Genomic DNA, 25,555 nt, shown 5'->3' on the forward strand with positions numbered 1-25,555 from the left:
TCGCCCCGAGGCCAGCCGTACCCGGAGTGTATAGAGCCATCACCCCACTGTCCCGACTTGTACGGACATCACCCGAGATCTTTTAGGCACCCCCTTAACCCACGTACGACAGGGCATCGACCAGCCATCTACTTTTACGGGGCACCATGGCGCCGTCGCCTCACCCATGAAATATCGGCAAAGTCGAGAACGGATCCACCAACTCATCCGAACCCGCATAGCCACATTCGTCAGCCCCTACAACCAATCCCACAATTGCCCTTGGCAATCCTGCGAATCACGTATGCCGAATGACTTACCAACCTCGATGCGCCAACGCTCACGCGACTGGTGAAAGCACCGACCTCATACCCATCTCCCAAACTTGGCCAGGGTATGAGGATTCCACCTTCATACATTCACAGCGGCTGACCCCGCGCGAAATAACGGCCGTGGAACAGTGGCGGGTTCTATGGTTACGATGCGAACCGTCTAACGCTCAAGATTGACAAGCAGATCGTCGAGCTCCTGGACCTCGGGATGGCCAGTGCCGTACTCGGCGCGCAGGTCCGGTAAGAGATCAGTCAGAATACGTTCGGCGGCGTTGACGTCACCTCGCGCGATGTGGACCTCGCCGATCTGCCGCCGCAGTTCCATCGTGAGCGGCGCCGTCACCCCCAATGCCCGCTCCATGTCCCGGCGCAGGACGGTCATCAGGCCGAGCGCCCGGTCATAACGGCCGAGGGCAGCGTGGCAGAGGGCCGCGTTGAAACGGCAGCCCAGCACCGCCTCGTGGTCTGGGCTGAGCAGCTCCGCCAGCCCGGGAATCACCCGTTCCAGCTCCGGCGCGGCCCTCCGGTAGTCGTGAGCCGCGAAACGGGTGTTGGCCAGGTGCATCCGCAGTGCGAAGACCAGCGGATGGCGCTCCCCCAAGATATCGACGGCCGGATCGAGCACGTCCTGGATGACCTCGATCGCCTGGCTGAACCTGCCGTCCTCGGCCAGCTCCTCGGCGCGCTCCTTGGCCGCGGCGACGTCCCGCTCCGAGACCCGGCCGCCCCGGGAAGGGGCGGGAGGCCGAGGGCCGGTGAGCGCAGTCTCCGCGATGCGGCCGACCACGCTCGCGTACATCCGCGCCGGATCGGGGGACGGCGCCGGCACCGTGAAGCCGGGGATGGGTGACGGTTCCCCGACGAAGGGCAGCAGCCGCGCGTAGACATCGGCAGCGTCCTGGGGACGGTCGACGGGGTTCTTGGCAAGCAGTTCCAGAACGAGTTCCTCGACGCCTTCGGAGACGTCCGGACGCAGGGAGCGCAGAGTCGGCGGAGGTTCGGTGTGGTGACGCCCCAGCTCGACAGCGGGAACCTTCGACTCGAAGACGCGCGTGCCGGTCAGCAGCTCGTGCAGGACGCAGCCCACGGCGTACAGGTCGCTCTGTGGGCTCGCCTTACCGGAGATCCCCGTCTCCGGCGCCATGTAGAACGGCGTACCGACCCCCTCTCCCAGTTTGGTGATCTTCGTCAACTCCGGTGCCCCGAGGATCGCCGCGATGCCGAAGTCCAGCACCTTCACGCTTCCGTCCGAGCAGATCATGAGGTTGCGCGGCTTGATGTCACGGTGGATCAGCGACTCGGCGTGCGTGACCGTCAGGACGGCGCAGATCTGAGCGGTCACGGCCGCCGCCCAGGGCAGTGGAAGCGGACCATGGGAGTCGACGAGGTCGTCTAGCGTCCAGCCGTCCACGTACTCCATGACGAGGAACAGTTCACCAACGTGGGTGCCCATGTCGTGGACGATGGGCACCCCCGGGTGCCGCAGCCGCGCGGTGACGCGCGCCTCACGCCGGAACCGCTTGATCGCGGCCTCCCGGCGCTCCTCGGTGCCAAAGGCGGCCCAGCGGATGAACTTGACCGCGACGTGCCGGTCCAGAGTCTGGTCGAACGCCTTCCAGACCTGGCCCATTCCGCCGCTGCCGCGCTCCTCGACGAGCTCGTAGCGGTCGCCGACAACCGTGCCACGCTGCAACCCGGGGCTCCGTTCGTGGTGGAGGACGCCCCCAGTTTTACCGGTTGAGCGGTAAATGATCCAGATCAGTCGAGCGTGCCCTCGCGGATCATCCGGTAGACCTGCCGGCGCCCGAGGTCGGTGATCCGGCTGCGGAACAGTGACTCGTCGAAGAAGCGCTGTACCAGGCCGGTGTTGCCGGTGTGCCGGTCTACCACGACCTTCTCCAGGTGGTCGGCGAAGACCTCACCGAAGTTGGCCTCGTCGTTGACCAGCGCGGCGGCGATGAGCGAGTCGTTGCGCGCGGCTTCCTCGAACTGCTGCTCCACCCAGATCTGGTCGGTCTCGGACAGGCCCAGGCCGTACTTGTCGTTCACCGAGGCGATCAGGGCGCGCAGCGACGTCATCTCGGCGTCCGCCGCGCCGCCGCCGGCGCCGGACGGGGCCGGAAGCGTCACCTCACCCGTCTGAGTGGGGCTGAGGCTGATGTCGTGCTCGCCGGTCTTGCTGATCCTCAGGTGGGTGAGGTCGATCTCACCGACGTCCACGGCCGGGTCCTCCCTGCGCGGCAGCCTGTTCAGCAGGAACCGGCCGAACAGGTAGAGCCGCTCCAGGTCGTCGTCGGTGTACGGCACGACCTGCGACAGGAACCCGTACAACCGCACGTAGGACCGCAGGTCGGCGCGGAAGCTCTCGGCGGAGTCGTCGTCGTTCTCCAGATCCTCCCTCTGCCGTTCGATGAAGCGCGCGACGGCGGGCTCGGTGAAGCGGTAGAGCGCCGCATGCGCCTTCTCCCAGTCCCGCTGCGTCGCCGAGCTCCGCTCAGCCTGGAGATACGCCTCGGCGAGGGCCTGCATCTCCGACACCACCAGCAGCGCGTGCCCCTGTACGGCCGCCACCCGCGTGTAGAGCAGGTTGGGGTCCACGTCCTCGACGGCCGTGCCCTCGAAGTACGGCTGGAACTCCGCCTGGATGTCCTCGGCCTCGTTGGCGAAGTCCAGGACGAAGACGTCGCCCTGCGACTTGAGCCGGTGCGTACGGTTCAACCGCGACAGCGTCTGCACCGCGGCCACCCCCGCCAGCTTCTTGTCCACGTACATCGTGGTCAGCAGCGGCTGGTCGAACCCGGTCTGGTACTTGTCGGCGACGACCAGGATTCGGTACTCCGCCTTCTCGGCGGCGTTGGGCGAGGTGTCGTCTGCCCGACAGTAGGCGAACCGCTCCGGTAGCTCCCGCTCCCCGAAGCCGTTCAGCCTGGCCTCGGTGTACTCCGTCTCGACGCCCTGCTCGTCCTTGAGCTTCAAGGTCTGGGAGAAGGCGATCAGTGTGCCACAGTCGGCGTAGCCGTGGGCGGTCACATAGTCGCGGATCGCCTGGCCGAGCCTGAGGGCGTGCTCACGCGAGGGGGTGACCACCATCGCCTTGGACCGCCCGCCCATCTGGGGCGCGGTGTGCCTGCGGAAGTGCTCCACGATGATCTGCGCCCGCTGCTGCATGCTCGTCGGGTGTAGCTGCGCGAACTGCGTGAGCAGCGCCTGTCCCTTGCGCCTGTCCACCTCGCGGTCGTCGGGCTCGGTGCTCATCAGCCGCCAGAGCGTCTTGTAGGTGACGTAGTTCCTCAGCACGTCGAGGATGAACCCCTCCTCGATCGCCTGTCGCATCGAGTAGACGTGGAGGGCGCGCGGGTTGCCATCCTTGCCGGGAGTGCCGAACAGGGTGAGCGTCTTGTTCTTCGGCGTGGCGGTGAACGCGAAGTACGACAGGCTGTCGTGCCTGCCCCGAGCCAGCGCGCTCGCCGTCAGCAGGTTGCCGTCCTCGTCGACGTCGTCGCTACCGAGCCTGCGCAGCACCCGCTTGAGGGCGGCGGCCCCCTCCCCCGTCTGCGACGAGTGCGCCTCGTCCACGATCACCGCGAACCGCCGGCCGCGCAGCCCCTCGACCTGCTGGAGGATGTGCGGAAACTTCTGCAGCGTGGTGATGACGACCTTCGCGGTCTCCCCCTGCAGCGCCTCGGCGAGCTGGGCGGAGTCCTGGTCGATCCGCTGGACCACCCCCGGCGTGTGCTCGAACTGGTAGATCGTCTCCTGGAGCTGCCGGTCGAGGACCACCCGGTCGGTGATCACGATGACCTTGTCGAACACCGGCTGGTTCGGCCCGTACCCCTTGGCCAGCGCCGTCTCGTCGAGGTCGTCCAGGTCGGCGGAGGTGTGCAGGTTCGACAGCGCGTGCGCCAGCCAGGCGATCGTGTTCGACTTGCCCGAACCCGCCGAGTGCTCCACCAGGTAGTTGTGCCCGGACCCGTGCTTTCGCGCGTGGCCGGTCAGCTTCCGGACGGCGTGCCACTGGTGGTAGCGCGGGAAGATCAACGGCAGCCGGTGGGCCTTCCCCGGGGACGGCTTGCGCCCCTTGCCCTTCTTGACGTCCTCGTCGTCGACGTGCAGGAACCGCCTGAGCAGGTCCATCCAGGTGTCGCGGTGCCAGATCCGCTCCCACAGGTAGGCGGTCCGGTAGGTGCCGCCCGACGGGATCGGCGGGTTGCCCGCGCCACCCTTGTTGCCGGGTCCCCCGCTGCCCATGTTGAACGGCAGGAACCGGGTCTTCTTCCCTGCCAGCCGCGTGGTCACGAACACGAGCTCCGTGTCGACGGCGAAGTGCACCAGGGCCCGCCTGGCGAACAGCAACTCCTTGGGATCGCGGTCCTCGCGGTACTGCCGCTTGGCGTGCTCGACGGTCTGCCCGGTGAGCGGGTTCTTCAGCTCGGCCGTGGCGACCGGGACGCCGTTGACGAACAGCGCCAGGTCGAGGGTGTCGGCTGTCTTCGCCGAGTAGCGGAACTGGCGGACGACGCTGAGGATGTTCTTGTCGTACGGCTCCAGCGCGTCGGCGGCGATGGTGTGCGCGGGCCTGAAGTAGGCCAGCCGGAACGTGATCCCCCGGTCCTTCACCCCGTGCCGCAGCACCTCAAGGGCACCGTCGGCGTCGATCGCCTTGGCCACCACGTCGGCCAGCCGCCGGGCCGCCCCCGCCTCGTCCCCGGCCTGTGCGACGACCAGCCGGTTCCACTCTTTCGGCTGGGTCGCCTGCACGAAGTGCAGCAACTCGGTCGGGTTCAGCCCCAGGGCGTGGTCATAGAGGTCGTTCGAACCCCTCACCCACCCGCCCTTCTTACGAAGGACCGACTCGATGGCGTCCTCGAAGACCTTCTCGTGGTGTACGGGGGCCACGATCACGTTCCTTTCACCCTGATGCGGTGACGTAGAGCAGGTGAGTTCTTACGGGATACGGCGATGAGCTGACGAGGGGGTACGGCGTGACGTGGGAAAACGGCCGTGACGGCCGTTCAGGTCGACGCATCGGATCGACGTGAAGCCGGGGCCGAGATCAGGACATCCCGACCCTGCGGTTCGTCGTAGGCCGGAGCGGACGAGCTCGGGGTTATCGGTCTCCGAGGGGCGAGCCGAACTGTCCGGCCTTCACGCAGTTAAGGAAGGCATCCCACTCGGCGGGGGTGAAGAGCAGCTTGGGCCCCTCGGGGTCCTTGGAGTCACGTACGACGACCAGGCCGGCACGCCCCTCGGCGAGGCCCTTCAGCTCCGCGACCTCAACGCAATCACCACCGTTGTTGCCGCTGAGGCTTGACTTGCGCCACCGCGCCTTGCTTACGTCCATTTTTCCTCTGCAGTCCTCTTGATGAGATCTAACGACATGCTCAGAGGCAGCGCCTCTATTCGGATGGCCTCGAACTGCTTCACGGCCGCCGCTACCTCGTCCCGGTCGCCGGTCGTCAATCCGCGAGTGGCCGTCTCCAAATACGCTATCTCGGTTCCGCCCGGCAGGGTGGCGATCGCGAACCCCGCCAGAATGCCCGCTCGCACGCAGTCGCGTGGAACGACCTGCACGCTGATCTGAGGACCGGCGACCTCCAGCAGATAATTCAGTTGGTCACGCATGGTCTCCTGCCCGCCTACCGGACGGTGCAGGACCAACTCGTCGATCACACACCGGAGGGTGGGCGGCGGAGGGTCTTCACGGGTCAGGATGGCCTGCCGCTCAAGCCGGGCCGCGGTCGCGGCATCGTCGCCGAGCAGAGCACGCGCGTAGGCCTTGGTCTGCAGCAGTCCCGGAAACACCAGCGGCTGATAGGTCCGGATAGTGGTCGCCGCCTGCTCCTTGTCGCGCCACTTCCCGAACCAGGAAGGGAAGACCTGGCCCTTCCTCCAGTCGAGGAGGCGGTGGAGCGCCCCGCCCGTGTCGAGGACCCGGTCGCACTTCTCGGCGAACTCCGGACTGGCCGGAAGCTGCCCCGTCTCGACCCCGCTGATCAGCGACTCGCTGAAGTGGATGCGCTCGGCGAGCTGTCCCTGGGTGAGGTCCGCGGCCCTCCGGTAGTGACGCAGCTCCCTGCCCCATATCGCCTGAGGCGTGTAGAGGTTGACCACGATGCCCTCCCTTGCCGGAATTCAATGACGGCGCCCTGAACCCCAAAGCTCAAACTTGGTAATCGTTTCATCACCAAGCGTAGTCGGCTCTCGGCATCCTGAACATATAAAACCGAGACCGGAAGAGAAACCCCATGAAAGAGATTCTCAACGCGTACACAGCACGAACCGGATGCCTCCACATAGTGGACCCCGTCCTCTGCGTGCTGGGCGAGAAATGCATTCCCCACGAGGCCAGAAACGTGGCATCCGCCCGCCGCTTCGTCCGAGACATCGCCATCGAGTGGAACACGGCGGAAACGGTTCCGGAAATCGCCGAACTCCTCACCTCGGAAATCGTCACCAACACCATCGTGCACGGCGCCACGAGCCCCACCACCGCACCTCCCGTTCACATCACGGTCATGAGGGAGGGAAAGCTGATGGTGGTCGAGACCTGCGACTCCTCAAGCGCGATCCCCCGAACAAGGAACGCGGCCCCCATGGAGACCTCCGGCAGGGGCCTCACAGTCGTCAGGGAACTCGCCCACAACTGGGGCTGGCTCCCCCACCCCAACGGCAAATCCGTCTGGTTCGAACTCGTCGCATGGCCCTGAACGTCATTGAGGTTCGCTCTCCAACTCCAGCTCTCCTTGATCGTCGGCCTCTCGCTCCCTCCATACGGCGTCGGCCAGCTCCACAAGGGTGCCCTGTCCTGGAACCACCCATCTGAGTGTGCCCTGAACGGCAACCGGTGCGTTCTCCCATTGCGCGAGTCGCCACATGTGCGTGACGAGCCCGGAAGGCGAATAACGTTCGCCGTCAGCCGCCCAAAGAATTGGCTTGGACCTCTCGTTGACCCATGTCGCCTGCTTACGGCTGGGGTTCTCCGCGAACCAATCCTGCATAGTGGCCGCCTCGACGGCGCTGCCGGTCTTGAATGTGAGAGAGGCACCTTCGGGGATGCGAGCGGCGTCCACAAGGAGAGAAACCGCGTTCGGCTTGCGTGGTTTTTTGGGGATCGGTCGGAGATATTCCCTCGAAGCCACTGGCAGCGGCGTATTGGACGCCATGTCGTCAAGCACCCGTTTGACCAGGACCCGACAACGGACCTCGTTCATGAACGTACTTCTGATGAAGGAGGTGGTGGAGAACTCCGCGTCCACGTAGTGAGTCATCCGGTTCAGGAGGTCAACCGCGATGCCAGGAGCCTCCGCGACGAACTCCGCCCACTCCTCGTCCGAGTCGTCGAAGTGGTTCTTGCCGACGTGCTGGAAGACGAGGTGCGCCAGGAGGAGGCCGCCGTGCTCGGCGACTCCGGCCGCACGCCCCTGACGCTCTGCGACGGCCTTGTGAAGCACCTCCCTGATAACCCGGTGCAGGAGGACCGCTCTCCAGATCTGCTGCACAGGCGGGGGCTTCTGGAAGATCCGGGTGTAGATGCCCTGCGTTCCCTCCTGCCACAACTCGTCTGGCTCAACCTTGATCCGGACCGCCAGACGGGAATCGTTGTGCGCGCAGGCGAGGGCGAAAGCGGCTTCCACAATCGAGCATCCCGCCTCCGGGGGCGGGTCCAACTCACCACGCCTGAAAACATAGGTCTTCTGCAGGTGGAACAGGAAGTCGTCCCGGATCTCCCCTTGAGCCGGTTTCAAGGTGACGAAGTCGCGACGCTCCACGCTGTTCTGCGTGTTGGTGGCGGTCGTGATGTCCGTGGCGAACCCGTCGGGGCAGTCCTGGATGGAGATCACCTTGACGCTCACCTGCGCGCCGAGCAAGGCGTCGGGGTTCTTTCTCGACGCCTCATAGGCGGCGGCCACGGTCTGTGCCCCGTTGACGACGCTGGCGTTGGTCAGTTTGAGAGTCACCGGCCCGCGAGGGTCACTCCTGCTGAACGGCGTGGCCTCGATCGTGTCGCAGAGGACCGTGATCCCGTTGTTGAAGTACCAGAAGGCGTCGGGATTTTCCGTGAGGGTTCTGACGATCTCGTTGTTGACCTTGGTGAGCCCCAGCGATTTGCGAATGTTCTGCTCGAACAGCCTTCCATGATGGTCGCCGAACCACTGCGCGACCTCATCGGCGGAAACGTTTCCCTGATATGCCTCGAAGGGAGCCTGGACCCGGAGCCAGCTGGCCATCTTGGCCTGGAGCGTGACCTGGTCGGTCAGTTCGTTGCGAACGATCTGCCACGCGTCCGCCGCGTTGCGAACCTCGTAGTCCAGCATGGCGCCGAGCGAGTTGAACTCACTCTTGGCATCCTCGAAGCATTCGACCGCCTCGGCGGAAAGCTCTCCGGGGCCCATCGTCACGACGAGGAGTGTGATGCGTGCGCGCGCGTTTTCCAGTACGGCGTTCACGCGGTCGGCGAGAGCGGAGAAACGGTCGTTCAGCCGGTCGTACTGCCGCTGGTCGATCCGCTTGAGACCGTTGACCAGCTTCAGCGCCTCTCCAACACCGAAGCCCGCAGTGCCCTTGTTGCTCCACTTCGCCTGGATCAACCAGATCTGCGGGGCTCCGTCCATGATGGCGACGGCGTCAATACCGTAGTCGTCCCGGCCGTCGACGACACAGGCGGCCGCTGCCGCATTGTCACAGCCGGTGACGTCCCGCGCGAAGAGCGCCGCGAGTCCCCGAGAGAGAAAGGCCGACTCCCTCTCTCCCGCGTCTTTCTTGAGGAAATCCTCCATGGAGATCAGGTCCGCGAAGTCCCTCTTGATCGCGGCAGCCACATGGGCCACCTGCCTCGGCATCTGCTGACCAGGTGGACGGCTCACTCCCGCATTCCCCTCGCCGTGGTGACATCAATCTGCCCGGTAACCGCTTCCACGATCAGCGCCTGCCGTCGCTCAGCAATCACACTTAGTTGCCTCTCTAGGGCATCAATCAGACTCTGATCTTGAACTATTGATTGATCAAGGGATCCAACAATAGATTCCTGAACCCGCCGGCTAGGGAATGGAAATCTATGAGTAGCGAGTTGATCACCCGTAAGGTGAGTCATGGTTGTTGCGTTACCTTCAGCCTCAAATACACTCATGGCCCGAGCGACGCGAAGGCAGTAGTAGAGCCAACGGACCGAGCTGCGCCCCCGCGACCTGGCACGATGCAACGCCTTCTGATAATAAATCTCAGAAATCCGCCCGTCCCAAATTGCCGCCCTTCCAGGATAACTCCCCCCCTCGCAGATCAAAAGATCCCCAGGAAGCAATTCGTATCGTTGACGCTCAGAAGGCGGGAAGTCCATGAAGGCAAGTTCAGCTACATCAATCTCGTCCCACTGAACATTGGCGACTCGCAGATATGGCTTTAGGTGATCCCCCTTGGATCGATCCTGATTGAGCATCTTTCCCAGTCGAACCTCAAACTGACTTGACACGGTCATCACAGGCCAAGAAACTGGAATATCACCGAGCCACGCAAGACCGCTATATTGTCGATCGTTCGACCATTCAGTCCCGCGAATTGCATTAAAAGATTTTACGAATGACCGTTCTTTAATAAGGGAGATCTGTCGTTCACGAGAACCGACAAGTCGATCAATGCGTGACACCTCTACATCGAGAAAATCAGAGATGCGCCGCTGCTCCTCAGCACTAGGCAACGGGACTCTGAGCTGCTCGATGTCCGGCATATAGATCGTCTTATGCGTTGACCCCGCCGCTACCCTACGGAGATCAGGGGCCATTGCTCGCAATGCGTAAAGAAGATAACGCGGCTCCAGCTTCGGACCACATGTCCATGCCGCGAAGTCCTGGCTGGTCGCCATGTCACAACCCATGATGGCCGAGAAGCCGACGGATGCCGTGCGCGAGAGAATGACTGTTCCTGCCGGGTGTAGAACCGCCGCCGAGTTCGCGAGACCGAGGTTGCTGATCTTTTCCTTAGTCTCCAGCACCGTGTCGCGTGTCCCGTCCCGGAGCTGCCAGACGTCAGCGAGAGTCATCCAGGGAAGCGTGCAGTTCTCCCAGTACTCCGGATGCTGACGGCTGGGCGTATGCCCCGTCCCCAGCTTTGCAACGTATCTGATCGGAACGGTGGGCCAGCGCGACCTGGAGAGCCACGGAGCGAGATCCGTTCCGCTCACCGGGTCACCTCTCCCAGGAGCTTCTGGATCTCGGTCTCAAGCGCTTTAAGCTCCGCGTCGATCTCCTCCACTGGTCTCGGCGGCGTGTACACGTAGAAGTGCCGCGTGAATGGAATCTCGAAGCCGAGTTTGGTCTTGGAGTGGTCCACCCAGGCGTCCGGCACGTGCGGCAGGACCTCGCGCCTCATGTACTCCTCGATCTCCGCCTCCCGTTCCGCCGGGGTGGAGTTCATCGACGTCAGCGGCACATTCTCGTTGTCCCGAAGGTCGGCGTCCGGCAGCGGGTTGTTCTTCCGGTCGATCTGGAGCTCACCTTCAGGGTCGCTGACCGCGACCTCCGCCCAGATCGCTTTCTCCACCGGAGCGGGCAGTTTACTCAGCCCGCGCTCGGCCAACGCCGCGTCCAGCTTGCCGGCGAACTCCAGCTTCGTGCCGCAGGCCGTACCGACCATAGAATCGAGAGCGGCAAGTACCGCGTCACGCTGCTCGAACTTGGCCACCGCCTTGGCTTCCCCCACCGCCTCAGCGGTCAGGCCAGTGACCTCGAAGCGCTGACGGAGTGGGCGCTCCACGGTGATGCGCTGGTAGCCGAAGGCGTGGCGAGGAAAGACCTTCACCTTGGCGTGGTGCTCATGCTCGGAGTCCGCCGCGATGGCGAATGCGTTCTTGTAGATCGTGGTCAGCTCGGTGATCTGGTCCTCGGGGATGAACTTACGCTTGTCACCGAGGGACTTGCGCATCTTGGCCCAGGAGGCACGGGCGTCGAGCAGAATCACCTTGTCCTTCAGGTCGGCGGCCTTGCGGTTGGACAGGATCCAGAAGTAGGTGGAGATGCCGGTGTTGTAGAAGAGTTGGTCGGGCAGGGCGACGACGGCCTCAAGCCAGTCGTTCTCCAGGATCCAGCGGCGGATCTCCGACTCCCCCGATCCGGCCGCGCCGGTGAACAGCGGGGAGCCGTTGAAGACGATCGCGACGCGGGAGCCGCCCTGCTCGACCGGCTTCATCTTGGAGATCATGTGCTGGAGGAAGAGGAACGAGCCGTCGTTGATCCGAGGGGTGCCCGCGCCGAAGCGGCCGGCCCAGCCCAGGTTGTCGCGCTCGTCCTCGATCTGCTTCTGGACCTTCTTCCACTCCACGCCGAACGGCGGGTTGGCCATCAGGTAGTCGAACTGACCGTCGGGGTGGCCGTCCTGGGTGAAGGAGTTACCGAAGGCGATCTTCGAGGGGTCCTGGCCCTTGAGCATCATGTCGGAACGGCAGATCGCCCACGACTCGGGGTTGAGCTCCTGGCCCGAGACCTTGACCGTGGCCTTGGCGTTGTAACCCTTGATGTACTCCTCGGCCGCGCTGAGGATGCCGCCGGTGCCGCAGGCCGGGTCGTAGACGGTCCGGACGATGCCGGGCGTCATCACGTCCTGGTCGTCGGGCGACATCAGCAGGTTGACCATGAGCTGGATGACCTCGCGCGGGGTGAAGTGCTCACCGGCGGTCTCGTTGGAGATCTCGGAGAACTTCCGGATCAACTCCTCGAAGACGTAGCCCATCTGGTGGTTGTCGACCACGTCCGGGTGCAGGTCGATGGCGGCGAACTTCGACAACACCAGGTAGAGCAGTCCGGCCTCGTCCAGGCGGGTGATCTGCTCGTCGAACCGGTACTTGTCCAGCACCTCGACGGCGCCCGGAGAGAAGCCCCCGATGTAGGCGCGCAGGTTCTTGGCCACGTTCTCGGAGTCGGCGCTCACCTTCCCCAGATCGAGAGGGCTGGTGTTGTAGAAGCTCGCCTCCGAGGCGTTCCTCAGCTTGATCTCGACCAACCCGGGCGGCAGCGACCCGCTCTTGAGCTTCTCCGCCTCGGCGAGCACGGCCTGCTTGGTCGGTTCCAACACGCAGTCGATCCGGCGCAGTACGGTGAAGGGCAGGATGACCTTGCCGTACTCCGACTGCCGGTAGTCACCGCGCAGCAGGTCGGCCACCGACCAGATGAAGTCCGCGTACTTCTGGTGGTTACCGCTCACCGTCGTCCTTCCATGTTTCCAATGACTCGCGCTTCCCATCTTCGCCAACCGCGACCGGCCGACGCGACAGACGGGGAAACTTTCCAGGCCACAGCGGATACCGTCACAGCAACGCCCGCCCGCCGGGATGCAGAACGCTTCCACCGAAAGCCGGGAAAGCCCACACGCCCAAGACTACCGCATCCATGTCACAACATCAGCAACCATCATTTGTTTTGTGGCCTCAGTTCACAGACATCACTCTCTGGCCTGGGGCTGCCCCCTCGGACGTCAGTCCTGTCGTGGCACCAGACGCGGAGGCATCGACCGGGACGGCTTGGCGTAGCGAGCGTGCACACGTTCCACCTCCCTCTCCCACACCATCCGAAGCTCTTCGTCCGTCGACGGAACCTGGAAGCCAAGTCCCTTCAGCACCTGACGGAACACCGGATCCACGCCTCCGCCGGGCAGCGTGATGAGAGCCGACAACATCGGGATGACCTCGACGGCCGGTGTGTCCACGGCTACAAGGACAGCGGGCCAGTCGACGGGCTCCTGAAACGCCGACTCGGTGGCCACCCGGTCCATAACCTGCTTCCAGTCGACGGTCGCCTGCTCCTGCGCGACACCGGTCAGGAGACGTCGCACACCGTTCACCAGACCAACCGTTCTCGCGGACGCGAAAATTCTTCCCCGGCGCTCCGCAAATCCATTCTTCGCTGTTTTCGGCTCGGATGCCTGCCAACGCTTGGTATCGGCTCCCGCGATTCTCCGAGAGCCGACCTCACGAGTAGGAGGGTCGACCGCGGCGGCCTGGTCAGCGGCCGCCTTCCATCCAGAAAACGTTTCCAGCCATTTCTTGTAGCTCTCGATCTGCTTGCGCTCGCTCTTGAGGTCCGAAGCCGGAGCAGTGGCCACCACCTTTCCGGCTGTGGAGAGAAGGTCGACCATAAGAGCAACCTCTCCCTTTCTCCTCGCACTTTTTACCTGTTCCAGCAGGTCGTGAAGCTGGGCACGGTTCTCTTCTTGCCCGACTCGATCAGCTCGCTGAGGCGGAAGGGTTCGCTGCTTCTTGGCTTTGGGCCGCGCGGGCGCGGCTTTCTTCGGATCGACGCCCACTCGACAGGCGGGTGCAGAGGAGATCTTCGCCCGCCGCTGGTCCAGAACCCACCGTTTCCACTCGTCGATCTCCTGCCACCTGCGACGGAACCTCGGCAGTCTCAGCAGCGCCTGTCTGTCATCCACGGCGAGGAGGTGATACACCTCACCGAGCAGGCGTGCCACCTCCTCAACGTCCCGAGCGGATCGCGCCTTGCGTAATTGGCCTGTCAGCGGAATCAGACTGGCATGAACCCATTCCTCATCGCGCAGGACCATGCGCATGCTGACGGTGCGCGCCTGGGTTACCCGGTTAGCGGCCTCGGTCTGCGCCTGGGGCAAGTCCACCGGCCCGGTGGTCCGCCTGTGGGGCTTGAGCCGTACGTCCCGGAGAACGGGGGTGACGATCCCTCGCTCGGAGATCTCACATTCGCTTAGATCGTTCCAGAAGAGGTCACCGTCTCGCGTCTCGGTTCCCACCTTGACGACCCGGGCGCCGTCTTCCATGTCGCACCTGACGCGAAGGGCGTATCCGTTCCTGTCGACCAGGTCCCTGGCGGTTCGAGTCGCTCTTGGCCCGAACATCCACTCGACATCACGGACACCCCGGCGAAGCGCCCGATCCGCCTCGGTCCACCCTTCCGGCGTGAGGTTGGCGAGCTGAACCCGGATCAGAGACCTTCCCTTTGGCTCGTTCACGGTCAGGTCCGTGCACTGTCCGTCGGACATGTTTCCCTGGAACCGCTGTGGCCGAGCGTCTCTGAACGCACCGCTCAGTCCCCGGTGAATGTAGAGGTGATCGGCGCTGTCCGCGCCGACATACCTACGTTCACACGTGGGAGCCCTACCGTCCGTATCCGGGTAGTGCGCGAAGTGGCACACCCTGTCCTTGTAGACCTTGCCCATGAGCCGCCAGCCGCATCCACCGAGCCACTCGCCACACCAGAAGGTCCGTCCCTCGTATTGTCTGAGATACGGCTTGGCATAGTAATGATCCTCGGGCAGGGAAAGCGGGTCCTCTGATCTGGGGTCGTCAAGAACCGCCGTTTGGACCTTCCGGTTGTCCAACGCCATAGGACCTCTTGGGAGTCGCGTACGGGCTAGCGGTAGTACCACAAACTCCGGAAATCTGGATTTTGCGGCAGATCGCCGAATCCTAACGCCGTGACAGCCGACCGAACAGGGAAACGACGGCTCTTCCCTAGGAGATCGGTTCAGGTGGGGTGAGTGTTCCATGGGTGAGGCCGTGGAGCAGTGTGGCCACCGTCGAACGGCCGGACGCGCTCAGCTCCCTGAGCTCGGCCTCGAAGGCGAAGATCTGCCGGAACACCTCTCCATATCGTCTCTGCTCCCCCGGCGACAGGCGCGGCACCTGGGCGCGGCGGGGGTCGAAGCGTGTCGCGCCCGACTGTGTGCCGACCGTCGCGGCGGAGGACAGCGTCCGGACGAACCCCGCGAGGAAGAACGGGTCGAGCCGGTCCGGATCCGGCCTAAGCAGGACGAGCCTGGGGCCGAGCAGCAGGCCCGGAGTCTCGACGACCAGGGTCGCCAGACTGTTCCCCCTGGCGGCGACGACCACGTCTCCGGGTTTGACGGTGATCCGACCCTCGGGCTGGGTGCGGGTGGCGTCCGCCGGTTCCCCGTCGAACAGGTGCCGATCGGTCAGCACGGAGTCGCCCACCCCGTCGATCTCGAACCGCCCGGCCTGCTGGACGGTCAGCGCTCCGACCCGCTCAAGCTCCGCCAGGCCGACCGTCGGCAACTCCCTGCCCGTCCCCGCCATGGCCTCGGGCAGCAGGATGGAGAGCCGTCCGAGCCGTCCGGCCAGGCGCTCACGCAGGAGAGGATAGGTGTCGGCCGGAACCGCCCGCGTCCCCAGGTGACGGGCCGGGGTCACGTCGACGTCCTCGTCGACCAGGTCGATGATCGGAACCGTACGGCTCTCGCCGGGCCGGTCGACGTCAAGCTCCGGGTCCGCCCGGAACTCGTGCCAGCGCTCGACGGTCGCGTCGGCGTCGCCGGGATCGGTCTCGGCCATCAGTACCCGGGACGGGGTACGGCCGTCACCCGACGGTTTGCGGAGCACCCAGACGTGCACGGGGAGCCCGGTGCCCGAAGCCGCCTTCGGGGGGAGGCCGATGACGGCCTGGAGCGTCCCGCTGCGCAGGAGGTTGCTGCGGATGCGACGGCCAGAGCGGCGGTTGGCCACCGTCGCGGGCATGAGCAGCACCGCGATTCCGCCCGGTTCCAGGTGGGCGAGTGCGTGCTGGACCCAGGCCAGCTCAGACTCCGTCTTGGGCGGCAGGCCGTACTCCCAGCGCGGGTCACTCGTGAGGTCGTCGTATCCCCAGTTGCGCTCGTTGAAGGGCGGGTGACACACGACCGCGTCGACGATCAGGCCGGGCCAGGCATCCTCACGCAGAGAGTCGCCCGTTTTGACGGTGCTGTCCACCACGCTCAACGTCAGGCGTGACTGGGCCAGCCTTGCAAGGGAGTCTTCTTGTTCCTGACCGTAGGCGTGTTCCACGCCGCGCACCGCGGCGAGGAGAACCCCGAGCCCGCAGGCCGGGTCGAGGACCGATCGGACGTCCGGCCCGATCAATCGCGCCATGAGGTCGGCGACCTCGACGGGGGTTTCGGCCAACCTGCGGGAGTGGACGTCGGCGTAGCGGTCCAGCAGGAAGCGGACGGCCTCGGCGTCTCCCTCCTGCTGCGCGTATTTTCGGACGAGCCTCCACACGGAAGCGGGGAGCGTGTGGGGCTTTCCGCCATGGTGCAGCAGTTCGGTGGCCTCGGCGACGCTCTCACCAAGCCGGAGATCGTCGGAGACGGCACGGATCTGTTGCCAGACGCGTTCCCGCAGCGGCAGTTCCTCCACCTTGCCCTGCTCAAGCAACCACGTCTCAACGGCCTGGAGGGAGAACGCCGGGCTGGTCGCCGTACCCCCGACGGGCTCGGGGAAGTCCTCGTGCCGCTTGCGCCAGTTGCTCACCGCCGCGCGGCCGACCCCCGCCATCCGCGCGATGTCGGCCGCGGTGACGGTCACCTCGTCTCCTGCCATCATCGGCCCCGCACTCCCCGAATGGACCTTCCGCCCCCTCGGACGGACATATGTGGACGTCAAGATATCGCAGACGTTGACTGTGCGTCGACCACCGGCGTTCGTCACGTGAACATCATTCACGCATATAATGCGATGACCTGGGGGAATCCCTCCCTGAAAGCCGGGCCCCGGTGACGCCCCGTAGTGGCCCTCCCGTTCCGGAGGAACGGCCGGGCTCACCCGAACCGCCTGACGGGAGACAAGGTGTCAGCTCACTCTCCAGTCTCCCGTCGCCGTCGTAGTGTGCCGCCGAAGCCGCAGAACCTCGCGGAACTCCGTCTGGCGCCTGGCCGCCCCGTGGACCAGCATCACCTCGCGTGCCGACACCTCGTCGGCGATCTCCAGCAGCCCGCGCCTGTCCGCGTGCGCGGACAGCCTCATCAGATCCACCCGCGCCCTGACCGGGATCCTCCGCTCCTCACCCATGTCGTCGACGACCAGGTGGGGGGAGACACTCTGAACCGAGGCCAGGAGTCTCCTGCCCGGCGACTCCTCGTCCTGGTAGCCGGACAGGAACAGGGCGCTCCTCGGATCAGGGAGGATCTTCGCCGCCCACCGTACGGCGGGCCCTCCGGAGAGCATTCCCGAGGTGCTGATCACCACTCCGCGGGTGAACCTGTCCATGTCGCCGGGCCTGGCGCGGCCGACGTTGCCGCCGAAGATCGACAGCGGGCGGGGACCGTCCGCGGTCACGGCCTCGAACGACCTGCTGATGTCGGCGGCCATACCGTCGACCAGGACCGGCACATGCGGGAGGTGGCTTCGCATGACGAGGGCCAGCTCCTGCGCCCGGCCGAGCGCGAACGCCGGGACGAGCACCCGGCCCCCCTGAGCGTAGATTCCCTCAACGGCCCTGACGAGCTCACCGACCAGGCCGTCCCGGTCGCGGTGGTCCTCCGTACAGCAGGTGGACTCCATGACCAGCAGGTCGGCGTAGCGGGCCGACTCGGGGACGGCGTAGCCGTCGACGCTCTTCTGCCGGAAACCTGAGATGTCGCCCGTGACGGCGACACGGGACTCCCCTGCCCGCACCACGACCCCCGCCGCTCCCAGGATGTGGCCCGCGGGGAACAGCTCGACCGTCAGGTCCCCGACCCGCCGCGGCACGCCGAAGGCCAGCTCCTCACAGCGCAGCGCCGCCTCGTCGATCGCCTCACGAGGGTAGAGAGGCTCGGTGTCCCCGCCCCAGGTGCCGGCCAACCGCCGCCGTTGATCCATGATCTTCACCGAGTCGAGCCACATGGCGGGCATCAGCTGAACGGTCTCTGGCGTGGCAATGATCCGCAGGTCCGGCAGCCGGTCGGCCAGCGCCGGGACGTATCCGCAGTGGTCGTTGTGGGCGTGCGTCACCACGACGGCGTGCAGGGGGCCGTCCAGCGCACGTGCGATGTCCGCGGGCGGCCTGGACGGGTCTCCTGGGACGAGACCGGCGTCAACGAGCACGCGGGTGCCTCCGGCCTCGACCAGCAGGCAGGAGCCGCCGATGCCCGTGCCTCCCCCGAGCGGCACGACCCTGAGGTCACGTTCCCCGGAGACGGCGACCGTGGCCGTGGGAGGCGGCTTCGGAGGTTCGATCAGCGCCCGAAGTACGCGGACGAACGACTCGGGGGTGATTCCGGCGAGCCGCGCCGTCGTCTCCAGCAGGGAGGGGGCGGGAGCCGGAGGCGGCTGCCGCCACAGGCGCGGATCACGGCTCTGCGAGTCGCCCTCGGGCTCCGGTGGTTCCTCTTGTAGCAGCCCCAGCAGCGCCGACGCCGTGGACACGGGGTCACGCAAGCGCCGCCGCGTCGCGGAGAGCTCGGCGTCGAGCCGTTCGGCCCGTTCCATCGCCTCACGCGCCGTCTGCCGATGTGCCTTCACATCGGCCAGGGCGTTGTCCCGCTTCCCCGTGGCCGTCCGCAGCTTCTCCTGTAGCTGCTTGTTCCTGTCGTGCAGGCGGCGGAGCCTACGGTCGACGGTCGCATCGGCCTGTCTACCGCCCACCATCTCCGCGAGTCTGACCGCTGCAGCCCGGACCTCCGGGTCGGTGTGGAGGAGAAGTCCGGCGAAATCCCACTCAGCCTGCCGCGAACGCGGAATCCGCAGTCGCTCACGGCAGAGCCGCCGCAGATCGTCCGACTGGGCCAGCATGTCGAGTAGCGCGGCCCTGTGGTCGGCGGCGAACCTCTCAGCTCCGCCCGTGTGCCCGGCCATCGTGGGGCGGCTGAGAACGGCCTCCGCCGCCGCGTGCAGCAACGAAGCGAGCAGATCGGTTGTCACGAGCGGGTATCCAGCCATCCGGTCGCCTCAGCCAGGACCGGCTCGCAGGTGAAGGTGCCGTCGGCTCTGGGCTCCAGTGCGCCAAGCAGGCGAAGCGCCTCGACCGTGGCGGCCCAGGAGGAATATCCGTCAGCACGAAGACGGTCCCGGCGCGCCGTACCCGCCGTCTCGCCACCGGCCATCTCCTCCAAATACTCGGCCAGTTCGTCCGGCCGAGCAGGTCCTACGTCGATCACCTGCCGCCAGGCCCAGCCGAGTGTGGCGTCCCTGAGCACGCCGGTCGAACTGACAAACTCCTCGGCGTTGGCTCGGGTCCACTCACGGCAGCGTTCGAGCGCGTCGTCACGGTCGACAGGTCCGCCCTCGATAACCTTGCTGATCAGGATCGGCCATCCGCCAGTACACCACAGCAACGCCTCCTGACCGGCCGGGCTGCGATAACCGAGATCGACGTCGTTCATCCACTGGCGTACGTCCGCCTCTCCGTAACGCCGTAGCTCCATGATCCAGACAAGGTGTGACAGGTCGTCCGTGTCCATACCCGTGCTGAGCCAGAGGGGAATCAGCTCGGGGGGTGCCAGCAACGCCAGCGCCAGCGTCCCACCGCCTCCCTGCGACAGGGCGTTCACCGCCGTCCTGAGGACCCCGGATGCCTGCTCCCGCGAGCGCCCGGACAGATCCACGACCACGACGCCGTGTCCGCCGCTGTCCCTGGCCCGCTGGACCGCACCCTCGAAGGTGTACTCCCTGCCCGCCCGCCACACCTGGGCGACGTGCTGCCGTCCGGCCTCCTCCTCCAGCGCCGCGCCGACACGTTCGAGGTGGAGTGCCGGGGAGCCGGTGATGAGGTGGAGACTGTCCCGGTGGCTCAGCAGCCGGGTCACCTGGGCCCCGGTGAGCGGGGAGCGGTCCGGGCCGTTGCGGTAGGGGGCACGGTAGGAGTGCGCGTCGAAGGAGTCCGGCCGCTCGAACTCCTCGGCCTTGTCAAGCACGGCGTAGACCTCCTCCGCCCCGCCCAACAGAGTGAGGATGTGAGGGGTGCGCAGGCGGTACCCTCCGGCGTCCGAGGAGAGCACTCCGAGGTTGACGCACTCCTCAAGCAGGCCGCGGAAGCCGTCACCCGTGCACCCCTCGAAGCCCTCGGACCACCAGGTGTGGCAGTCCTCCTGCAGCTTCTGCACCCCGATGGTCGCGTCCATGCCGTTCGACAGCGCGTGGAAGGCGACCGCGTAGGCGATCACCTTGTAGCGCTTGTCCAGGTCCAGCGTCCACTCGAACCGGTCCTTGAACCCGACCGTGAGCGCCTTGTCGCGCCAGACCGCGGTCACGTCCTCGGAGGTGATCTCGTATGGCAGGCCCCCGCCGTGGACCGGCATCCGGCGCAGCCGCCGCAGCAGGGCCTCGGCGAAAAGCTGGATGTGCGCGGGGGCGTTGTTCGCCTCGGCGATGACACGGGCCGCCAGGGTGTCCGGGAAGCGGAAACCCAGCGCCATGAGGGGTCGGGTGAGCAGGTCGAAGGCGTCCTGCGGGTCCAGCGGACCGATGGGGATCGGCGTGCCCAGGTGCGGCAGCGGCTGGTTGGACAGGCTCTGGAACCTGGCGGTCTGATGGAGTCCGGCGAAGACCACCTTGACCCGTCCGTTGGTACTCTGCATGAGGTCGCGCAGAGCCTCGACGTTGGTGAACTTCGCGTTGGCGGCATCCTGGTTGAGGAAGGCATCGGCCTCGTCGAGCAGGATCAGCACCTGCCTGGTGAGATCGCGCTCGATCCACCGCCTGACCGCCTGGCAGATGTCTCCCCGGTCCTTCATCACCGCCCCCGACTGGGGAAGCACTCCGGCCTCGGCGAGCCTGCCTGCCAGCCGTGGCCACAGCGCGCTCTCCTGAGAGATCTTCCCTATCTCCTGGATGGTCTCCAGGATCACAACACGGTCGGGGTCACTTCTGCGGAGGCTCCGCTCGGCCTCCCGCAGCAGCGCCGACTTGCCGAGTTGACGCCCGCCGTACACGATCGACGAGCCCGAGCCGCTGATCACGCTCTCCAGTTGGGCGTCGCGGCCGTAGAACATCTCCATCGGCACGTCCCCGGTGGGGGCGTAGGGGTTGGCCGCGCTGAACGGCGCGAGCAGGCTGACCACGGCCGTCCAGCTCGCCTCGGGCAGCGCGGCGAGGTAGCTGACCGCGGCGTCGTCGATCATCATCGTGGCAGGCCGGGGGCGCCTGCGAGCGGCGGTTGCCAGCTGCTCCCGCTGCCCCGGTGACAGCACCCCGAAGTAGAACACCAGGACGGCCTGGTCCGGGGGCTCGTCCCTGAGCCACTCGATTAGTTGCTGCGGCCCAGGCCTGCGCCAGACGAACAGCAGCCGCAGACTGTCTCCCGACGGGCTCATCTTCGAGCCGAACGCCGGAAGCAGCGCGTCACCCGTCCGAACCTCGTTCAGAGTCACCCACAGCCGGTTCTGCGCCGTCTCTCCCGGCTCCTGCCGACCCTCCAGTCCGATCATTCGCAGCACGGCCTCGATCGCGCCCTTCAGGTTGCCGGCGGACTTGGGCCCCTCAGCCAGAGATTTCCACAGGCGCAGCCCGTTTCTCACCTCCTCACGCCGCCCGGCGGGCAATGCCTGGAGATCGAGCCCCGCTCCCGAGATGACACTGTGCAGCTCCGGGTCGGCGACGTCCCGCCCGCTCCGGATGGCCTCCAGCAGGTTCCTGACCCACTCGTCGCTCTCCCGCTTCATGGCACGCCCTCCCGAGGAGAGGATGGACATGTTCTCGAAGGCCTGGGGGAAACTCGGAAAGAAACGACTGAAGTGGTCAAAGGACCCCTGGTCGGTAGGCAACGACATGCCCGCCTCCGCCTGGACCAGATACTCGCGGGCTGTCGTCAGCTCGCCCCTGGCAAGACGCTCCCTGATGCGGGGCGCCGCTTCTCGCACGTCAGGGTGCTTGGCACTCTTCTCCTCCAGTCGAGCCTCCTCTTCTGCGATCCGCGCGACGTAGACCGCCTCCATCTCGGCCTCTACCTCCTGGGCGCTCTCCGCGACAACGCCGAAGTCCTCCCGTCCTGGCTCTGCCAGGGCCTGCAACCTGCCGGTCATCCTCCTCGCGTCGGCCTCGGTGAACACCCCCTTCCTGCGCCGGTCGGCCAGTAGGTCCCTGAGCGCCTCGATTCGCTCGTCCCTGCTCTCCCGCGCTTCCTCGACGAGCTTCTTCCTGCGCGCTCGCAGCTCCGTCGCGAGTTCCGGGTCCTGTCGCTCGACCGCCGTCACCACCGCGCGTGTCCCCTCGTGGTCGCCAAGGGCAGCCCGGGCCTCGAAGGCCTTCTTCCAGTCGGGGGCGTCCGCTGTCGCGAGCCGGGCCAGCGTCTCCGGTGCCGGAGTCTCCCTGGGACGCAGGGTCCCAGGGTCGAGCCTCACCTCGGGGGCGAGAAGAAGGTCCTGGTTGAGCACTGTGGCCACCGTCGGTTCCGTCTCGCTCAGCGCCTCACCGTCAAGCAGGTGAAGTGTGTCGGTGATCAGATGCGCCGCTCCCGCAGCGGCGGCCGCCAGCACGGGATCTCCCGCCTTCGCCAGAGCGCTGAACTCCTTGGCGAGATTCGCCCTGTGCGGGCCGACCGCCGCCCGGAGCTTCGACAGCTCCTGTGACGGCCATTCGTTCGCCCCGTTGCCACGCCGGATCTGGACTCCCCGAACGGCATTGGCCCAGTCCGCAACGAGATCCAGGGACTCCTCGACCATCTCGACCAGCTTGGCCCGAGCCCCTGCGATGATCTTGGTCTTTCGGGAGCCCGACGAGCGTTTCGCCTCGGCGTCGATCAGACGGTCGATCCTGCCGGCCGTACGCAGCCCGTCCAGCTTCTGGACGGTCTCCTCCAGGAGGCGGACATCGTCTCGGACCGCGACTCCGACCAGATCGCCCACGGCTCCGTCCGGCTGGATGAGCGACTTCCACACCACGGTGGCCGCGGCGAACTTGATGTTCCGGTGCGGCCCCTCCTCAAGCAGGCGCGCGCACGCGACGACCGTGCGTTCGTGGTCGCGTTCAGCCCGCGCCGAGTCGCGCATCTGGCCGGAGAGCCCAGGAACGAGGTAGACACCGGAGCGCAGTGCCTGTCGGAAGGCCTCCCCGCACGCGGTCATGGCCGGATACCCCAGGACCGTCGAGGCCAGCTCCTCCACCAGGCGCTCGGATGCGTGGGTGGGGTGGACGAGTCCCGCACGGATCGACGCCGCCCAGGCGAGGAGGCGGCCTGCGGAGTCGTCGGCCAGGTCATCGGCCACGATCCGCTGGGCCGTCTCGGCGAATGCCGCGGAGAGCCGCCCGGCGAACGCGCTCATGTCAGCGGCCAGCGCGGCACACCGTCGTGCGGCGATCTCAGACTCCGGACGCCCCTCGGCCGCGCGAATCCAGGCCGCGAGACCGAAGCGCCGCGCGTGAAGCGCCGCGACCTCCTCCGGGCCACACCTCCCGGGCGTCCCGTCAGGGTTCCCGGGCGCCTCCGTGGAGTTTTCGGACGCCTTCTCGGGGTTCTCGGTGAGCGGAGGTCCAGGGACGACGATCCGCGCGGCCCGGGGCGGTTCCGGGTCCGCGGTCACCGAGTGCTTCGGCGCCGTGGACGACGCGGGCTGAACCACGCTCGTCTCGGACCGGAGGCCGAACCTGCTCTCCAGCATGCTGTCCAGGCTCGCTAGATCCAGCTCCCGCGTCTCCTCCGGATCGGCCGTAGTGTCTCCCGGAGGGGGTTCGTCGTCGGGGGCGGGGGAAGGCTCGGCCCCTCCTTCGTCGTCCGGCCCCGGCCTGTCCTCCTGCGCCTCCACGGTCGCGACCTTCGCGGGGAGGGCGTCGCCGGTCGGTGGTTCCAGCCTCAGACGTCCGCCCAGGGCCGCCCGGATCACCGGCTGCCACCGCGAGGGCAGCTCCCTCCTGGCGGACTCCTCAGGGTCGTCGGCGAGCAGCACCGCGTCCGGGTCGGCGGACAATTCGATCAGCTCCACCAGAGCCTCAAGCCCGGCCGAAGGCCCCTTCGCGGCGGCTTCGCGGACCTCGTCTAGCAGTTCGTCGAGAAGATCCGGTCCCCGCAGACCCGCCAGGGCGCCCACACGTTCGGTCCGAACCCGCCTGTCCTCGACCTGGTCGAGGGTGTTCCCCAGTCCGGCCAGCGTGGTCCCCGTGATCTCCGCCGTGCCCGCGTCCCGGAGCCGTTCCCTCACCTCGTCGAACCCGTCCAGGGCCTGCACGATCGTGTCGACGTCCGCGTCAGAGGGCCGTACCCCACCGGACAGGTCTCCGTGCACGCGCCCGGCCGCCTCAGCGGCCGCCGCGAAGTGCTCTTCGAGCCGCCGCAGGGAGTGGCGGAGGTCGGGGACGGAAGGGCCGATCAGGTGTTCCTCGGGCATCTGCCCGCCTTCCTCTTCGACGGTGACGGCACCGGGCGGGGACGCCGGCGGGGGCGTCAGGGCGATCTCGCACAGGACGTCGGCTCCGGCTGGGGTCTCCGGCAGGTCGGACGTCTCGTCCCGGGCCTGCCGCCACAGTTCCCTGACGACCGTTTCGGCCTCGGCTCCCAGCCTGTGAGCCGAGGGGACCAGCATGCCCAGGGCGACGGCGGAGAGCGGCAGGTCCCTGCGGAGGACGTCTGCGAGGATGAGGTCGACCAGGTTCGCGGGCAACGGCGCCGTCCTCTGCAGCGCCGTCCCGATGTAGCCAGCCTCCACCAGCACCTTCTCCGCGGTCTCCGCGTTCAGCAGGAGGACGCAGTCTTCAGCGGACAGGTCGTCGCGGTTTTCGAAGGCCCACGTGACCAACCTGCTCAGGGCGTCGACGAGCCTTGACCGCGTGATATCCGAACCGCGCAACATGCCGACGAGGTTCGCTGCGGCCGACGGGGTTATCACCTTCAGGCTGGGCAGCCCCACCAGACGGAAGATCGCCTGCCGCCCCTCTGGAGGGTAATGCCCGACGGCTGCCAGGAAGTCCTCGGCGGTCACCCTGACCGTGGCGCCCGCCAGCACCCGGTCCACATGCCGAAAACAGTCGAAACGCGAGAGCGACCCCAGCGGGGCCGGGTGTTCGGAGTCGCCGCACCGGCAACGGATCCGCTTCACGATCCAGGCCACCTCCATCTCCGGCGGAGCACGCCGAAGGCCCAGGACGGATGGTTTGTCTGACCGGAGCCCGCTCTGTGCGACCAGAGACGCGCCTGTTCACTCAGCGACGGCTTCCGTGTACAGGAAGGTATATCAGAAGCATCTTAACTTCAATACGCGACAGTTTGTCTGTGAACTTGAATCACAAAATTACTGCATGCGACTCACGCCAGTTCACTCAAGGAGCGGCAGCGGCCCCGTCGTTCCGGTTCGCGCCAGAGTGCCTCGAGCGAGAAGGCATCACCATCGGGTTTCGGTTGGCCCCGCCCGTTCGCCGAACGTACGAGAACAGCCATGACTTCGCACACGAGCGTGAAGACGTCCCGCGTTCCTCACCCGAAGCCCCGGAGTCACACCGTGGCCATGATGGTGCCCAACCGTCGGTGCTCAACAAAGTACGGTCAGTGTTGCCCCAAGGGTCGCACAACGGCTACCCGTTGGTGGTGGTTTCACCCCTATGCCAATCCGAA

The 25,555-nt window shown here is 66.3% G+C and carries 12 protein-coding genes; 1 reads left to right on the forward strand and 11 read right to left on the reverse strand.

The window, feature by feature from the left end:
• Positions 1 to 471: 471 nt before the first annotated feature.
• From ABZ470_RS26905 to ABZ470_RS26920, 4 genes are all read right to left on the reverse strand, one after another.
• Entirely contained in the window at positions 472 to 2,004 is a 1,533-nt protein-coding gene (locus tag ABZ470_RS26905; protein WP_362914741.1) for a serine/threonine-protein kinase, read from the reverse strand.
• A gap of 65 nt (positions 2,005 to 2,069) precedes the next feature.
• Positions 2,070 to 5,207 (reverse strand): type I restriction endonuclease, encoded by a 3,138-nt coding sequence (locus tag ABZ470_RS26910; RefSeq protein WP_362914743.1) that lies wholly within the window; start codon positions 5,205 to 5,207, stop codon positions 2,070 to 2,072.
• A 211-nt stretch (positions 5,208 to 5,418) separates the two neighbouring features.
• Complete coding sequence (locus ABZ470_RS26915; RefSeq protein ID WP_362914745.1) at positions 5,419 to 5,652, reverse strand: DUF397 domain-containing protein; 234 nt, start codon at positions 5,650 to 5,652, stop codon at positions 5,419 to 5,421.
• Positions 5,643 to 6,422, reverse strand: coding sequence for a helix-turn-helix transcriptional regulator (locus ABZ470_RS26920; protein ID WP_362914747.1), 780 nt, complete (start codon positions 6,420 to 6,422; stop codon positions 5,643 to 5,645). Before ABZ470_RS26920 ends, ABZ470_RS26915 begins: the two co-directional genes overlap by 10 nt.
• A 134-nt stretch (positions 6,423 to 6,556) precedes the next feature.
• Between ABZ470_RS26920 and ABZ470_RS26925 the strand changes: the two genes are divergently transcribed.
• Positions 6,557 to 7,018 carry an ATP-binding protein gene (locus ABZ470_RS26925; protein ID WP_362914749.1) on the forward strand — a complete coding sequence of 154 codons (462 nt, stop codon included), beginning with the start codon at positions 6,557 to 6,559 and terminating at the stop codon, positions 7,016 to 7,018.
• A 3-nt stretch (positions 7,019 to 7,021) separates the two neighbouring features.
• Here ABZ470_RS26925 and ABZ470_RS26930 read toward each other — a convergent pair whose 3' ends face one another.
• From ABZ470_RS26930 to ABZ470_RS26960, 7 genes are all read right to left on the reverse strand, one after another.
• Positions 7,022 to 9,130 carry an AIPR family protein gene (locus ABZ470_RS26930; RefSeq protein WP_352011787.1) on the reverse strand — a complete coding sequence of 703 codons (2,109 nt, stop codon included), beginning with the start codon at positions 9,128 to 9,130 and terminating at the stop codon, positions 7,022 to 7,024.
• 41 nt (positions 9,131 to 9,171) lie between these two features.
• The gene (locus ABZ470_RS26935; protein ID WP_362914751.1) at positions 9,172 to 10,485 is read right to left on the reverse strand and encodes a restriction endonuclease subunit S; all 1,314 of its coding nucleotides are present in this window, start codon (positions 10,483 to 10,485) and stop codon (positions 9,172 to 9,174) included.
• The gene (locus ABZ470_RS26940; RefSeq protein WP_362914753.1) at positions 10,482 to 12,500 is read right to left on the reverse strand and encodes a class I SAM-dependent DNA methyltransferase; all 2,019 of its coding nucleotides are present in this window, start codon (positions 12,498 to 12,500) and stop codon (positions 10,482 to 10,484) included. The genes ABZ470_RS26935 and ABZ470_RS26940 overlap by 4 nt, the downstream gene beginning before the upstream one ends.
• 270 nt (positions 12,501 to 12,770) lie before the next feature.
• Positions 12,771 to 14,651: a hypothetical protein gene (locus ABZ470_RS26945; protein WP_362914755.1), complete on the reverse strand. Its 1,881-nt coding sequence runs from the start codon at positions 14,649 to 14,651 to the stop codon at positions 12,771 to 12,773.
• Positions 14,652 to 14,778: 127 nt separating this feature from the next.
• On the reverse strand, positions 14,779 to 16,623 hold the full coding sequence (locus ABZ470_RS26950; protein ID WP_362914757.1) for an N-6 DNA methylase: 1,845 nt from the start codon (positions 16,621 to 16,623) through the stop codon (positions 14,779 to 14,781).
• A gap of 264 nt (positions 16,624 to 16,887) precedes the next feature.
• Positions 16,888 to 18,939 carry an MBL fold metallo-hydrolase gene (locus ABZ470_RS26955; protein WP_362914759.1) on the reverse strand — a complete coding sequence of 684 codons (2,052 nt, stop codon included), beginning with the start codon at positions 18,937 to 18,939 and terminating at the stop codon, positions 16,888 to 16,890.
• A complete protein-coding gene (locus ABZ470_RS26960; RefSeq protein WP_362914761.1) occupies positions 18,936 to 25,043 on the reverse strand; it encodes a hypothetical protein in 6,108 nt (2,035 codons plus the stop codon). The genes ABZ470_RS26955 and ABZ470_RS26960 overlap by 4 nt, the downstream gene beginning before the upstream one ends.
• Between the last annotated feature and the right edge of the window lie 512 nt (positions 25,044 to 25,555).

Source organism: Streptosporangium sp. NPDC020072 (genome assembly GCF_040631445.1).
Taxonomy (GTDB): domain Bacteria; phylum Actinomycetota; class Actinomycetes; order Streptosporangiales; family Streptosporangiaceae; genus Streptosporangium.

Bases quoted from the DNA above. Each gene is read 5' to 3' on its own strand.
- ABZ470_RS26915 (WP_362914745.1), bottom strand. From the start codon at position 5,652: ATGGACGTAAGCAAGGCGCGGTGGCGCAAGTCAAGCCTCAGCGGCAAC.
- ABZ470_RS26925 (WP_362914749.1), top strand. From the start codon at position 6,557: ATGAAAGAGATTCTCAACGCGTACACAGCACGAACCGGATGCCTCCAC.
- ABZ470_RS26945 (WP_362914755.1), bottom strand. From the start codon at position 14,651: ATGGCGTTGGACAACCGGAAGGTCCAAACGGCGGTTCTTGACGACCCC.